This window comes from Deltaproteobacteria bacterium (assembly GCA_016208165.1).
In the GTDB taxonomy this organism is placed as follows: domain Bacteria; phylum Desulfobacterota; class Desulfarculia; order JACQYL01; family JACQYL01; genus JACQYL01.
On record JACQYL010000033.1, the window covers coordinates 65,026 to 79,258 of the forward strand.

The following is a 14,233-nucleotide window of genomic DNA, read 5'->3' on the forward strand; positions in this document are numbered from 1 at the left end:
CATACCGAGCAATTAATCGAGCGGGTACGAGCGCTGGGCTTGTTTGACATGGCCGCCCTGGCGGCAGGTGGGGCCGTTGCGTCGGCGGAATGGGGTCTTGCCGAACCGGCCTTCGGCCTGATTCGTCCCCCAGGCCATCACGCCTCTCCGGACGACTTCTGGGGATTCTGTTATTTCAACAACATGGCTGTGGCCCTGCAGAAACTGAAGCGGGAAGGGAAGATCAACAAGGCTTTTGTCCTGGATTTCGATCTGCATTATGGTGACGGCACGGTGAACTGTCTTGGCGACCGAGGATTTGTGAGCATTTTCAACCCTTCTAGCCTGTCCAGAGACGACTATCTGAAGTCCGTGAAACAGGTTCTCGATCGATTCGAGGGTGAAGTGATCGCCGTTTCAGCCGGCTTCGATAATCACGAGGAAGACTGGGGAGGGCTGCTCCGGACCGCCGACTATCGAGAAATGGGAAAAATGACCCGAGACGCTTCCGAAGAGCTGGGGGCCGGCCTGTTCGCCATATTGGAAGGAGGATACAATCACGACGTGCTGGGAGAAAATGTGCGCGCTTTCTTGGAGGGCATGGAAGGTATCTGATCGTACGAACGCGCGGCATGCGAAAGGCACCGGACTGATCGGCCGATTCGGAACCGGCCGATCAGACTTTGGGTATACGTTGGACGTCACGGATGACGGCGCATCAGGAAGAGAGACGAGTCCAGAAATCGTCCGCCGCCCGTTCCTTGCTCGGGGAGGTGCTCCGGTCTGACGATATCGAGCCCGGGGTCCTCCGGCCCAGTAGACGGGCGATGCGATCTTCCAACGGCGGATGAGTAGAGAACAAGCTCATCATGCCTCTTCCGTTCAGCGGATTCACAATGAACATGTGCGCGGTGCTGGGGCTCGCTTCCATGGGAAGCTGTTTGGAATACTGTCCCAGCTTGTTAAGCGCGCTCGCCAGACCTTCCGGATGTCCGGCAAACTTCGAGCCTGTTGCGTCCGCCTGATATTCGCGACTGCGTGAGATCGCAGTCTGAATGAGGAATGCGCCGACGGGGGCAAGGATGGACATGACGATCAGTCCGAGCCCCCCGGAGCCTCCTTCTTTGTTGTCCCGGGAGCCCCCACCAAAGATCGCGGCCCAGCGCGCCATGTTCGCCAGAATCATCACGGCTCCCGCCAGTGTGGCCGCTACGGAGCCGATGAGGATGTCCCGATTCCTGACGTGAGCGAGTTCATGCGCCAGAACGCCGGTCAATTCTTCGCGGCTCATTAGTCGAAGAAGCCCTTCGGTGACCGCCACAACTGCGTGATCCGGGTTTCTGCCCGTAGCAAAGGCGTTTGGAGAATCGTTGGGTATGATATATACCCGGGGCATGGGCAAGCCTGCGTTGGTGGCCAGATTCCTCACAATGGCGTAAAGGTCGGGCGCCTCCGACATCGTTACTTCCCGGGCCCGATACATGCGCAAGACGATCTTATCCGAGAACCAGTAACTGAACGCATTCATGGCCATAGCCAGAACGAAGGCGATGATCATCCCCTGGGATCCGCCCAGCAGCTTTCCGATCCAGACCAGGAATACGGTGAGCACCGCCAGTAAAAGGGTTGTCCGCAATGTGTTCCCCATGAAACCCCCTCCTATATTGACAATGGGCTGTTTTCTTCTTGATTTCGATTTTGGATGGGACCGATGGGTCCCTACGAACAATGAGCATTCAAAACCTTTGTGTCAATCTCATATTGTTGAAACGCCGTTCCCGAAACTGGTTTAATCGATCCGGAATGCTCAAGAATTCTGTCGAAACGCCGATTGGTTAGTGGTCGAAACGGCCTTGCGTGATCGTCAAGATGGCATGAAAGGAGAAATACATGGGGTCGTGCGGCGGGAGAATGAGCAGGTCGGCGCCTAAATGTGTGTATTCGATCCCATTTGTTGCGTGACGGCCGCCCTGATATGGTATCATGCCGCACGGCATCCGGTTGCTATTTAATGGTGATGAGTTCACAGGTGTGCCTTCGGACCTTGGAGATAATGGAATGGACGCGACGCTGATAAATCCCTTTTTGGAAGCGATATTGAATGTGTTGAAGACCATGGCTTTCGTGGATGCCAAAACGGGCAAGATGTATCTAAAGAAAGATCGTAAGGCGAACGGAGATGTTACAGGCATCATCGGACTTACGGGTGACGTAACGGGCACGCTTTCGATCACGTTCACGGAAGGCTGCATTAAGGGCATTATAGCCAACATGCTCGGCGAGGAAGTACACGAGATCGATGATGAAGTCCGCGACGCCGTTGGGGAGATCACCAATATGGCCTGCGGAGATGCTCGAAGAAAACTGGACGATATGGGGTACAGGGTGGCGTCGCCCAGACCTACCATTGTTTCCGGTAAGAACCATGTGGTCCAGCACCTGGACCGATCCTCCCCATGCATCGCCATCCCATTCGAAACGGAATTCGGTGGTTTTACAGTGGAAGTGAGTATTAGATCCGAGAAGTGACGAGCCGTCGGCGGACCGGCTTGGGAAGGTGCAAAGGCGACCGGGCGTTTACGCGGCGGAAGGGCCATGTCTGATCCGAGGCGAAATACTCTGACTCGTATGGGAGCAAACGGCTGGGACCGGCTCGTCGGACTGACTATGCCCGATGGGGCGAAGTCCGCGGAAGATCTTCTGTTTTGGCGGGAAAGGGTGCTTTGGAGTGTGGTGCTGGGCTGTTCGCTGGTGGGTTTTCTTGCGTACGCGCCGGGTGCGCGCCTTGCCCTGATCGAGGGACGCTGGTGGGTCCTCACGGTCGACACGTTTGCATACGCGGTGGTCATTTCCCTGCTGTTTCTGCGTCGTTTGAGCTATCGGCTACGTGCAGTAGGGCTTTGCGCCGTGGTGTATGTATTAAGCTGGGCGCTCATTCTCTCCGTCGGACCGTACGGAGCCGGGACAATCTGGCTTTTCGCTTTTGCCGTGTTGACGGGCGCTCTGCTCAGCAGGAAAGCCGCCGTTGCCGCCCTGATCCTGAACGCCCTGACGCTGCTGGTCGTGGGATTGCTGCTGTCAAAAGGCGCCTTCGAGTGGCCCGCGGGGGTCGAGAACGCGGTGGAGAAATGGCTGGTCGTGAGCGCCAGCTTTATTTTTCTGAACACCATGGCCACCATGATGTTGAACATTTTAATAAACGGGATCGAAACGTCCCTGGCCAAGGAGCGGATAGCCGGCCGGCGCCTCGAAGCGAGGCAGCATGAGCTCAGATCGGCCAATCAGAGAATGCACCTCGAAATGAGAGAACGAATCGCCAAGGAAAAGGCTTTAAGGGAGAGCGAAGAAAAGCATCGTCTCACCCTCGAGAGCGTTCCGGATGCCACCGCTGTGTGCAGGATGAACGACTTCGGTTTCATTTATATCAACGGGGCCTTCGCCCGAAGGTTCGGGTATTCGTCCGAAAAGATGAAAGAGATCCGTTTCACTGACCTTATCCGCAACGCCGACGCGGACGGCATCATGGAGCTGTTGAGGAGAGACGGAAAGGTGACCGACGTTCCGGTTCAGTTTGCGACCAGCGAGGGAGAAGTCAGGGATGGCCTCTTTTCGGCAACCTTGATCGCTGTTGAGGGCGAAATCCGTTTTGTGGGCGTAATCAAGGATATTACCGAGTGGAAAAGGGCCGAAAGGGAAAAGTGCGGGCTCGAGGAGCAGCTCAAGCAATCCCAAAAAATGGAGGCCATCGGCACTTTGGCCGGCGGAATTGCTCATGACTTCAACAACATCCTGGCCGCCATGATGGGCTATACCGAACTGACCCTCGGTGATTTGCCGGAGGGAAGTCGGGAAGCCGAAAACCTGAGACAGGTGCTCTGGGCCGGACGTCGCGCCAAAGGTCTGGTAAGACAGATACTGAGTTTCAGCCGGCAGAACGAGCAGGAACAGGTACCCGTTGACCTGGCGTCCATCGTTAAGGAGGCCTTGAATCTGTTGCGAGCCTCTATCCCCTCCACCATCGAAATTCGACAGAGCCTGGGCGAGACCGATGCGAGAATATTGGCCGACCCGGTTCAGATGCATCAGCTACTAATGAACCTCTGTACCAACGCAGCCCAAGCCATGGAGGAGGGAGGCGTATTGGAGGTCGGGCTTTCAAATGAACGTTTCGGACCGGAGTCGTCGAAACCGGTACCGTCATTGAAGCCCGGCAACTATCTGAAACTTACGGTCAGCGATACCGGCATCGGCATGGATCAGGAAACACTGGCCCGGATCTTCGATCCTTTTTTCACCACCAAGGAAGTGGACAAAGGCACGGGAATGGGCCTGGCCGTGGCGCACGGAGTGGTCAAGAGCCACGGAGGGGAAATCACCGCCGGAAGCGAGCCGGGACACGGGTCCACATTCACCGTTTACCTTCCCGTGTTCGAGGGAACGGCGTCGTCGCATCCCATATCGGGTGACGAGTCCCTTCCCACAGGTACGGAACGGGTTCTATTAGTGGATGACGAAGAAGTGCTGGTGGATCTCGAAGGCCAGACCCTCGAGGGCTTAGGCTACCGGGCGACGACATTCACTTCGAGCACCGCCGCCCTCGAGTATTTTAAAGCCCACGCCAACGATTTCGATCTGGTGATCACGGACTACACCATGCCTAAAATGACGGGGTTGAGCCTGTCCCAGGAACTGCTTCGCATCCGACCCGAGCTTCCCATCATTATCACCACCGGCTTCAGCCGTAACTTGACCGAAGAAAAGGCCCGATCCGTGGGAATCAAACGGGTCTTGATGAAACCTTTGGGCCGCAGCATGCTGGCAAAAGCCGTTCGCCATGTGCTTGAACATCAGAAATCGGCTTAGGCCGCTTAGTGTTTCACTTGCGGCATGTCCGGGAAATCATTCTTGATAAACTCGCAAGAAGTCGAAAATGGACGTTTTTGACTTTTTACGAATTCATCATGGTTGATCAGACGGTGGTTATTCCCTCACGGATCGCATACTTGGTGAGTTCAGCCACGCTTCGGATATTCAACTTTTTCATGATCTTTCTTCTGTGATTTTCAACCGTATACTCACTTATGTCCAGGGTTCGGGAGATGTCCTTGGTCGTCTTTCCTTCAGCCACGAGCTGCAGAACCTGTTTTTGCCTGAACGATAATCCGAATGACCGGAGGGCTTCCTCGGGGTTCAATTGCCGTATATAGTCATTCATCAGGATGGTAGATATATTCGTACACAAATATTTCTTTCCTCGGCTAACCATTTCAATGGCGTGTAACAATTCGGCAAGGCCGCTTTCCGTCGACAGGTAGGCGTCGGGATCCAGACTGAGAATCTCACGAGCACACAGTTCATCGTCATGTGGTGAAAGAACGATGATTTTCACATCCATGGCAAAGTGTGTCAATTGACGAACGGCTTCGATCCCATCGGACACATCTTTGGATATGTCCATAAGGACAATGTCGGGTTTCAGGTATGCGAGGGTCTGCAACGCAGCGCGACTGTCTGTAAGCTCGCCTACCACTTGGTAGTTCTCCTGGAGCTCCAGCATTCCGCGAAGGCTCTCACGCAGGATCCGACAGCCGTCGGCAAGCAGAATCCTGAGCGGCATGGTCGATAAACTCCTTTCGTGTGGAGCGGGTCGTGTGAGTGCACACCAATAATCCAGCAAGAATCGTGCCGCAGTGGGTGCAGTCTATAAGTTATTGATTTTAATAACATTAATTTTATTGCCGCGCGAGCCTCGAAACGGACTGCTCAATTTCTGCGCAATCGGTTCGATTTGATCCAATAAGGTTGTAATGCGCTTAATTCATTGTAACCTGTTTATATAATTTAGTTATTCAGTAATGTAGAAAACACCGGTCCCAAGAGGCTGCGCAGAAATTGAGCAATCCGTTTTTCGAGGTATCCGCTCACCTCCACCTTTCAGGACCCGGTCCGCGCACAAGGATATACCCGGATGCCCTCCCGGAAGAGATGGGCGCGGCCCCCTGAGCGTCTCGCGTTCCCGCACTCAGGATCGGATTCGAGAAGGTTGCCGGGCGTCTTTCAGAGGGGGACCCATCGCGGATCCTTCAGGGGAGAACTGGATGTGGGACGTCATGCCGGATCAAGACGGGGACGACTTCGCTCCGATTTGCACGCAGCCGAGGCTTCTCTATACATTGGGATGTATAGCAATAGTCAGTTTCCGTTATAGGTCGTTCGAGAAATGGGTATTGTCACTTTTACTCTTAACGCTTAAACACGGCATACTGATGTAGAAAAACGGTCTAAGTTCCGAATACTGATCGATCAGCTTATCCATGCATGTTTTTGTCTATGCGCAGCAGTAGAGGAAATGCGAACCTGTGATGGGGTTTCTGGTGTTGACAGGTCGTAGTACATAACGATAATAACTGATTGAATTGAAGCTGACGATTAGGTCCCGGTAAACCTTAAGGATATGAAATTTGACAGTGCTTTGCTGCAAAGCGTCAATGGAACCGTAAAACGGGGTGAAGGATATGAGACTTACCGGAAGATCAGGGTTGCTGCCGACGATTGTTGCGTTCGGTCTCTGTTTGATGTCTTTTTGGGGCTGCGCGAATGAAGAGGAGAAAAAAGCGAAATTCCTGGAAAGCGGATTGGCGTATTTTGAAAAAGACGATTATGCCGAAGCTGCAATCGAATTTCAGAACGCGCTTGCTATCGACCCGAAACTCGCTCAAGCACAATATCACCTCGGCTTGTGCTACATAGAGGAGAAGAAGCTTGCGAAAGCGTTCCGTGCCCTCCGGCTGACGGTGGACATCGACCCTGAAAATCTGGATGCTCGCGAGAAATTAGGAGCCTTTTATTTGATGGCCAAGGAATACGCGGAAGCGAAGGCTCAGGCGGAGGCCGTCCTCGAACGGGACGCAGGGCGAACAGGCGCGGTTATGCTCCTTGCGACCACGGCCATTCGAGAAGAGAATTGGGAGGAGGCGGAGAAGCGCCTGCGCCAGTTCATCGAAAAAGCGCCGCAGGACGCCACGGGCCGCACCCGGCTGGCGCAGCTCTTTGAAAAGCTGGGGAGAGACACCGAGGCCCTGGAATTGCACGAACAGGCCGTTGAGGTCAAACCCGAGGATACGGCTCCACGATTTGCTCTTGCCGCGTTCCACAAGCGTAGCAGACAGTTTGATCTGGAAGAGCAGACCCTGAAGTCGATCATGGAGCTGGATCCCAATTCCGCCGATGCGCTGAAGGCGCTTGCCACATGCTATGCCCGGCAAAACAAGATGAGCGAGAGTGAGCAAGCGATGAAACAGGCCTTGGAACTGGAGCCTGAAAACATCGGGAACTATTTGGTCCTGTCCAGCCTATACCAGCGCTTGAATGAACCCGAAAAGGCTCTGGCGACCTTGCAGAACTCCGTCGAGAAGTTGCCGGGAAAGTCCGAACCCTACGTGGCATTGGCCGCTTACTTTGCGTCTCAAAAGCAGTTCGATCCGGCGCTCGAGCACTTTCAAAAGGCCCTCGAAATCCAGCCGGATTCCGCTGAGATCAAAGTATCCATCGCGCGGTTGTATAAGGATTTCGACAAATTCGAGGAAGCCCGGAAATGGACGCAGGAGCTTCTGGAAAAGCATCCCGGACAGGCCCAGGCGCTCATGATGTTAGGGGAACTGGATCTTCGGGATCAATCCTACCGCGACGCCCTGGAAAAACTGGAGCAGGCGCTCAAGAACGAACCTGAACTGACCATAGCCCTCTACTACAAGGCGCTTGCCCATTTGGGGTTGGGCGAAGCCAACCAGGCTTCCGCGGCCTTGCATCGAGGGCTGGAGTCGCTGCCACGGTTCACAAAGGCAAGATTGCTCCTAGGGCAACTGGCGTTGAGAGAGATGAAACCGGAGGAGGCAAAAACCCAGGCTCTGGCCATCCTGGAAGCGGAACCAAAGCAGATTCAGGCGCATATCATGCTGGCCGACGCGGCTATGCTCTCCCGGAACGTGAAGGATGCACGAGAGGCTCTTTCGAGGGCGCTGGAAATCGAGCCGGAAAGTTCTCTGGTCAATTACAAGCTGGGCATGCTCAGCCGGGTGGAACATGACGAGGACCAGGCCCGATCGTATTTTGAACGGGTATTAAGCGTCACTCCCGGGCATGCCGGCGCACTGGATAACCTCGTAGCCATGCTGATGGAGCGAGGCAAATCCGATGACGCTGTCCGGCTGTGCAACGAACAGCTCGACAAATCCCTGGCCGACTTTCAGATCCGCCATCTCCTGGGTCGAATATACTGGAGCACCGGACAAATCGATCCTGCAGAGAAGAATTTTCAGCAGGCCATCTCCGAGAATCCGAATTTCACTCCCGCCTATATAGAGCTGGGAAAGCTTTACCTTCAGCAGAATCGAACGGAAGAGGGCATCCGGAAGTATCAGGAGGTCCTGGCCAATAACCCCAAGGATGTTGCCGCGCATATGCTGCTGGGCGCCATATACTCCAATCAGAATGATTTCGGCAAAGCCGAGACCCACTACCGCGAAGCCCTTTCCGTAAATCCGAAGTTGGGCGCTGCCGCGAACAACCTGGCGTGGATTTTGGCGGAGCACGGAGGCAACATCGATGAGGCCCTGACCTTTGCCCAGAAAGCCAGAAATCTGATGCCGGAGGATCCGAGCGTGAGCGATACGCTCGGATGGATCTATTACAAGAAGAAGTCCTTCGCCTTTGCCCTCTCCTATATACAAGAAGCCTATAAAGAGTTGTCCGGGAATCCGGTGGTCAACTATCACCTGGGAATGGCTTATCTGGCGAACGATGAAAAAGCAAAGGCCCTGGAATTCCTGGAGAAGTCTCTGGAGATGGCCCCCGGCTTTCCCGGATCGGATGCCGCGCAGAAGGCCATAGGGCGGATCAGAGGGCCGGAGGCCACCACATCCGTCGAATACATGGCTCCTATTTTCGACCGATCACCTCACTTCATCACTCCCAGAAAGCCAATCCCAGATTCCGGATAACCTCCTTGACCGGCAGGAAACGAAAATCCTGAAGAAGCCTCCTGAATTTCTGTTCCGTTCCCTTGGTATTCAGGCGTGTTCGAATCCGGGATCGAGGCGGAGCGCCACGGACGTTCGGCAGAGATGCGCAGAGTTCCCAGGGATGCAGATAAAACACAAACGGCCCTACGTTACGTTCGATCTTCTTGAGTGCGTATCGGGTGAAGGCGTACGGCCAGAAGCGGAAGTAACCGCCCCCTGAGACCGGCAGGTTGAGTCTGCCGATGGGCAGGGTTGCGATGGGAAATTCGACCAGATAGTCGGAGGGATGTCCTTCCCGTGCATGAGGGACCGGGGAAGAGCGGCCCGTAATCTGGTCCAATAGATCGCTGTTCGCCGGCTTCAGAATAAAGGGCGTTTTCCTTGCCCCTGGAATGCCGTAATAGTCATGGTGTATGGGAAAGATGCTCGAATCGTACACAAACCCCAATTCCCTCAGCAGCGGCAATGCCCATAGCGTACTCCGGACAATGGAGTAACCTGGAGCACGATAGCCCAGGACCGGTTCGCCGAGTAGATCCTCCAGAATGGTTTTTCCCCGTGTAACGTCCGCTCGAAAATGCTCCTCGCCGTTCAGGTAGATGGCCTGATGAGCGTGTCCGTGGGATGCCAATTCATGGCCTCTTACCCGGCATTCCCGGACGAGCGCCGGGTAATGTTCCGCCACCCAGCCCAGGACGAAGAAAGTGGCCTTGGTCTCGAACTCATCGAGGATGTCCAACAACGTGGGGATCTGACGTTGCAGTGTGCCTCGATAATGCGACCAGTGTTCTTCTTTAATCACGGCGCTGAACGCATGAACATGGAAATAATCCTCCACGTCGATGCTTAGCGCGTGGCTTTGAATGCTGGGGACCGCGGTCGACCCTTTGTGCGGGCGCATCTGGAGGAGAGTTAGTCCTTGAGGGTTAAGGCCGATTTGGGCCTGGTCGATTCTTTTGTCAAGTAGGACTTAAGATTGTATTTCGAGTTTCGGATTCTCAGTTTCTTTCGAATATTTCGCCTGTGGGTTTTAACGGTATAAGGCGAGACGTTCAGATGTTGCGCGATTTCCTGGGTGCTCATACCCGTCCTGATGAGGGACGCCACCTGCAGTTCGGCCTGGGACAGGAGCACGGCGATTTTCTGATCCGAGGCCAGGTTGTGCGCCATGCCTTCGATATACTGGACGAGAAACCCCAATTGGTTGGGGTATCGGCTGAAAACGACTACATCCTGGCATAACTTGGTCACAATGGGAAGTATCCGTTTCCGGGTCGTCTCCGCGACCTGTTTCTCGGATTCGAGCCGGGTGTTTTCCAGATTCTGGGCCAGAGTGGAGAGCGCGCGGTTGGTCTCCACCAGCCATTGCTGCATGTGTTCTTCATTGTTTTTCTGGACGGTGAGCCTGGCATTGGTCTTCTCGAGCTGATCCAGGGTCTCCATCAGTCTGAACTCGGTCTGCTGCACTCTCGACGCGCGCTCAATGGCATGGGACATGAGTTCGATGCCGACCGGTTTCTCAAGGAAATCGAAATCGCCGTACCGGAATGCCTGTATGGCGTTTTCCTTGTTCGCGCACCCGGTGACCATGATGAATTTCGAGGCGGGCGACGCGGCTTTCATCTTTGGGAGCAGTTCGAGGCCGGAAATCTGGGGCATGGCAATATCGAGCAATATGACGTTATAGAAGTCCTCTTCCACATGTACCAGCGCGTCCAGGGGATTTTCGAACGCCCGCGTGTGTATTCCAAAAGACTTGAGCATGTCTTCGAAGATATTCCTGATACAATGGTCATCGTCGATGATAAGAACGCGTGCATGTCCATTGGTGATCGCTCCAAGCGAGGAAGAACCGTTCTTCCTGGAGTCCATCGGGAATAGAGGGGCCATGCGGTGCTCCTACGAAATCCTCTGGGAGAGTAAAAACGGCTCGGGAGTTGGCGCTGCTCTTCCAAGACGTTCGATGATATGCTTTCCTGTCTATACCACGGAGTGGCATCATCACTCCTGACGATGTAAGTTCACTAAATGACAAAACTTTCTTTACTGTCATTCAACTTTCGTATATGTAACTTGGTTTGCTATTGTAATCTATCGACGGAGGATCTGCAAGAGAATCCTGTGATGGTAAGCGTTTTGTGAGGATATTACGATCAAAGGTGACGATTCTGTTCGTAATGACGGATATTGGTCACAGGTATGACGGGAAGTCGTCATAGGTCATTCATAAAACGATGGGAAATCGTGCTTCGCGGGTTTGCACGGAGACCTCCAAAGCTGCCGGATATTGCATGAGGTTCGAGCGATACGCTTATGCGGCATGAACCCCATGTAATGCCATAAAAAAAAGAGGCTGCTTTCAACCTCCTCACTGGCCTATCCCTTCGGTATAACCGGATTCGAATATCGGTTCGTTCCGATCTTTTCAAAGAAATTGAACGCTTGGCCCTGTCTTCACGCGGGAATGACAAAGCCGTTGGTCGGGGCGTCCGCGGATTCAGGGCGGTGTCGTGCGGAAGTTGGAGAGTGTCCTGATGATTCAGAGGGGTCGTTGCGGTCGAGTAACGTAATGATCCAAAAACGATTGAATCTTCTCTGCATGCCCCTCCGTGAGCCCGTCAAAACAGAGGCCGCATCGCTTATACCTGAGTAAGTCCAACCCATCCTGCGCGGTTTCCGTGACGTCCGTATCGTACACCAGCCGGCAGGGGATCTGTTTCACAAGAAAGACGGCGTTCGCCGAGAACAGATCCATTTCCATGGGCTCATCGGCTTGGTTGGTCTAAGGAAAAAGTTGAAAAAGTCGTAATTCGAATTGTACAGATTTTGTAAGGCGGCATCGGCCTAACCTTCTCTCCGGCATTGAAAGCAGCAATTAGCAGGGCAGTGGGGGGCGGTTCCGCCTTTTGCTTGTTGGGGCGAGATTCGAGGTGATATCATGATCGCATTATTCGAACCGCCGACTCGAAAGGGTATCTGTGACACTCCGAATTCCTCGCAAGCTTCTCGTGCTCTTTCTGATCCTGTCTTTCGGCGTCCTGTTCTATCTGTCCCTGTCCCCGCCTACCGACGGTCACCAGTCGGAAAACGCCCTCTACGAAGATAAAATCGAACACGTCATTGCGTATGGTTGGCTGGCCCTTTTGTCGGCCATGGCTGCAAAAGGCAAGAAATCCATTCTCGCCGCGGTGCTGGGGCTGATCGTGTTGGGGATGGCGCTCGAATACGCGCAAACCTTCATCCCCCGCCGGATGTTTTCGCCGGATGACATGTTGGCCAATGTGTTCGGCGTGTTCGTGGGTGTGGCGTTGGGGATGTACGTGAAATCGCGACGTTCGTGGCAATAGGCTTCCCCCCCGGCGCGCCATCCTTATTGATGGCTTCACGCATTGCAGGGACGAATGCGCAAGTTAGCTATGCGTGTCATGTGGCATGAGACATAGCCGTGCAGGGAAAATTGCTACGGTAGCTCGGGGCAAGTGGCCGACGGATCCTCGAGGGCGATCATCCGTGATGATCATTTGGCATCACGGACTCGCGGCATGCAGGGACCGTTTAGGTTCCGGAATTCACTTCAGTGGCAGTTCCAAATACGGCTTTGGAACCTAACAAGCAAACCATCCTTCAAATAACTGGCGGAAGTGCATGGGAATCGAACCCACCGAGGACGCTGCTCACGCCCTCCACCGGATTTGAAGTCCGGGAGCCCCACCAGCGGGCTATCCACTTCCGCGCCAAGACGATCGGACTTGTTCGAGTGTCCGACCGCCCTGTGTAGTTAATATAATGGATTCGTGCTTAAAGTCAAAACAAACGTGCGCCCTCACCCCACCCCTCTCCCATGCTGCGGTCGGTTCGACAGGCTCACGACCTTCGACCGGTTCGACAGGCTCACGACCTTCGGTCGGTTCGACAGGCTCACGACCTTCGACCGGTTCGACAGGCTCACGACCTTCGGCCGGCTCGGAGCAGGCCAGAGGGCGAGGGAGTCCATGAATCAATACAGAAACATGGGCTTCCCGTACACGTGGCGGACTTTGGGGCGGTATTGCTCGATGTCGTAAAGTTCCCTCACGTCCACCCGCTTCAGGCCCGTGGTGATGGTGGACATGGGCACGTCGCCGTACAGGCCGTTTCGAAGGACCACCAACCGCCCGGTGGACGCCTTCTTGATCAGGTCCACCGCCATATTGGCGTAGTTCACGGCCACCATCATGTCCAGCGAGTCCGGAGAACCGCTTCTCATGAGATAGAACAGCGGCTGGAAGATAATATCGATGCCCGTGATCTGCTTGATGGCGTCTCCGGTCACGGCGCCGATGCCTCCCAGCTTGCGGTGCCCGTAGGGGTCCGCTTCCCCTTTCACCAGCATGTCGCCGCCTTCCATTTTGGCCCCTTCACTGATGGTCATCATGGCGTAATTGCTGGGATTTTTGGACCGGTCGTCCACCAGGAAGGCCGCCAGTTTCTCGATGTCGAAGGGCACTTCGGAAATGATGGCCCGGTCGACTCCGGACAGGTACGCGGAAATGAGCGAGGTCTCCCCGCAATACCTTCCGAACAGCTCGACCACGGCAATACGCTCGTGGGACCCGGTCGAGGTGCGCAGGGCATGAATGAAATTCACGCTGCGGGTCACGGCCGTGGAAAAACCGATGCAATAGTCCGTGCCGTACACGTCGTTGTCCATGGTCTTGGGAATGGCCACCACGGGAAAGCCCTCTTTGTGAAGACGCTCGCCGAACGATAACGTGTCGTCGCCTCCGATGGGGACGATGGCGTCGATACCCAGCTTTTCGATGTTGGACAGAATGTGCTGGGTGAAGTCGGTCTTTTCCTTGGTCGGGTCCAGCTTGTGTCGGAGGAATTCCGGACAGTTCGAGGCCTTCACCGCGCTGGGGTTGGTCCTCGAGGTGTGCAGGAACGTGCCCCCGGAACGGTCGATGGTCCGGACCACGGCCTTGTCCAGCTTCATGATGCTCTTGTCCAGACTGTCGGGGTCGTCCGGATTGTATCCGAGCAATCCCCCCCATCCCCGGCGTATGCCCAACACGTTCATGCCGTCGTCAATGGCGCTGTTCACCAGCGTCTTGATGCACGGATTCAAACCGGGTACGTCCCCCCCGCCCGTCAAAACCGCGATGGTGAGGTTCTTCTTTACGTTCATAAGGTCCCTTTCTTGTTGTGTGTTCGGCCGGCGCCGATACCGGGAGGCGGTATTTTTTGAGTCGCAT

The 14,233-nt window shown here is 54.7% G+C and carries 10 protein-coding genes, 1 tRNA gene and 1 pseudogene (1 of these 12 cut by a window edge); 5 read left to right on the forward strand and 7 right to left on the reverse strand.

The annotated features are described in order from the left end of the window. Window positions 1-594 (forward strand): annotated as a pseudogene (locus tag HY788_07575) (histone deacetylase family protein) (it extends 227 nt beyond the left edge of the window). Between the two features lie 103 nt (window positions 595-697). On the opposite strand, the gene htpX reads toward HY788_07575, so the two are convergent. Beyond that, window positions 698-1,627 (reverse strand): zinc metalloprotease HtpX, encoded by a 930-nt coding sequence (htpX, locus tag HY788_07580; protein ID MBI4774025.1) that lies wholly within the window; start codon window positions 1,625-1,627, stop codon window positions 698-700. 410 nt (window positions 1,628-2,037) lie between these two features. On the opposite strand from htpX, the gene HY788_07585 reads away from it, so the two are divergent. Then, window positions 2,038-2,508 carry a chemotaxis protein CheX gene (locus HY788_07585; GenBank protein ID MBI4774026.1) on the forward strand — a complete coding sequence of 157 codons (471 nt, stop codon included), beginning with the start codon at window positions 2,038-2,040 and terminating at the stop codon, window positions 2,506-2,508. A gap of 66 nt (window positions 2,509-2,574) precedes the next feature. Further along, the gene (locus tag HY788_07590) at window positions 2,575-4,842 is read left to right on the forward strand and encodes a response regulator (GenBank protein MBI4774027.1); all 2,268 of its coding nucleotides are present in this window, start codon (window positions 2,575-2,577) and stop codon (window positions 4,840-4,842) included. A 106-nt stretch (window positions 4,843-4,948) separates the two neighbouring features. On the opposite strand, the gene HY788_07595 is transcribed toward HY788_07590, so the two are convergent. Further along, on the reverse strand, window positions 4,949-5,596 hold the full coding sequence (locus HY788_07595; protein MBI4774028.1) for a response regulator transcription factor: 648 nt from the start codon (window positions 5,594-5,596) through the stop codon (window positions 4,949-4,951). Between the two features lie 898 nt (window positions 5,597-6,494). Here HY788_07595 and HY788_07600 point away from each other — a divergent pair. Next, on the forward strand, window positions 6,495-8,978 hold the full coding sequence (locus tag HY788_07600; GenBank protein MBI4774029.1) for a tetratricopeptide repeat protein: 2,484 nt from the start codon (window positions 6,495-6,497) through the stop codon (window positions 8,976-8,978). Here the strand turns inward: HY788_07600 and HY788_07605 are convergent. From HY788_07605 to HY788_07615, 3 genes are all read right to left on the reverse strand, one after another. Then, a complete protein-coding gene (locus tag HY788_07605) occupies window positions 8,944-9,900 on the reverse strand; it encodes a DUF3473 domain-containing protein (protein MBI4774030.1) in 957 nt (318 codons plus the stop codon). The two genes, HY788_07600 and HY788_07605, sit on opposite strands and share 35 nt — an antisense overlap. 11 nt (window positions 9,901-9,911) lie before the next feature. Next, on the reverse strand, window positions 9,912-10,889 hold the full coding sequence (locus HY788_07610; GenBank protein MBI4774031.1) for a response regulator: 978 nt from the start codon (window positions 10,887-10,889) through the stop codon (window positions 9,912-9,914). A 649-nt stretch (window positions 10,890-11,538) separates the two neighbouring features. After that, window positions 11,539-11,760, reverse strand: a complete 222-nt coding sequence (locus HY788_07615; GenBank protein ID MBI4774032.1) for a hypothetical protein — start codon at window positions 11,758-11,760, stop codon at window positions 11,539-11,541. A gap of 217 nt (window positions 11,761-11,977) precedes the next feature. Between HY788_07615 and vanZ the strand changes: the two genes are divergently transcribed. After that, window positions 11,978-12,346 carry a VanZ family protein gene (gene vanZ, locus HY788_07620; protein ID MBI4774033.1) on the forward strand — a complete coding sequence of 123 codons (369 nt, stop codon included), beginning with the start codon at window positions 11,978-11,980 and terminating at the stop codon, window positions 12,344-12,346. Window positions 12,347-12,632: 286 nt separating this feature from the next. On the opposite strand, the gene HY788_07625 is transcribed toward vanZ, so the two are convergent. Both HY788_07625 and HY788_07630 read right to left on the reverse strand, forming a co-directional pair. Continuing rightward, window positions 12,633-12,730, reverse strand: a tRNA-Sec gene (locus HY788_07625). A 266-nt stretch (window positions 12,731-12,996) separates the two neighbouring features. Next, window positions 12,997-14,166: a 6-phosphofructokinase gene (locus HY788_07630; protein ID MBI4774034.1), complete on the reverse strand. Its 1,170-nt coding sequence runs from the start codon at window positions 14,164-14,166 to the stop codon at window positions 12,997-12,999. Window positions 14,167-14,233: the final 67 nt, after the last annotated feature.

Excerpts from the sequence above, each read along its gene's own strand:
- htpX (MBI4774025.1), bottom strand. The coding sequence starts at position 1,627 with ATGGGGAACACATTGCGGACAACCCTTTTACTGGCGGTGCTCACCGTA.
- HY788_07585 (MBI4774026.1), top strand. The coding sequence starts at position 2,038 with ATGGACGCGACGCTGATAAATCCCTTTTTGGAAGCGATATTGAATGTG.
- HY788_07590 (MBI4774027.1), top strand. The coding sequence starts at position 2,575 with ATGTCTGATCCGAGGCGAAATACTCTGACTCGTATGGGAGCAAACGGC.
- HY788_07595 (MBI4774028.1), bottom strand. The coding sequence starts at position 5,596 with ATGCCGCTCAGGATTCTGCTTGCCGACGGCTGTCGGATCCTGCGTGAG.
- HY788_07600 (MBI4774029.1), top strand. The coding sequence starts at position 6,495 with ATGAGACTTACCGGAAGATCAGGGTTGCTGCCGACGATTGTTGCGTTC.
- HY788_07605 (MBI4774030.1), bottom strand. The coding sequence starts at position 9,900 with ATGCGCCCGCACAAAGGGTCGACCGCGGTCCCCAGCATTCAAAGCCAC.
- HY788_07610 (MBI4774031.1), bottom strand. The coding sequence starts at position 10,889 with ATGGCCCCTCTATTCCCGATGGACTCCAGGAAGAACGGTTCTTCCTCG.
- HY788_07615 (MBI4774032.1), bottom strand. The coding sequence starts at position 11,760 with ATGGAAATGGATCTGTTCTCGGCGAACGCCGTCTTTCTTGTGAAACAG.
- HY788_07630 (MBI4774034.1), bottom strand. The coding sequence starts at position 14,166 with ATGAACGTAAAGAAGAACCTCACCATCGCGGTTTTGACGGGCGGGGGG.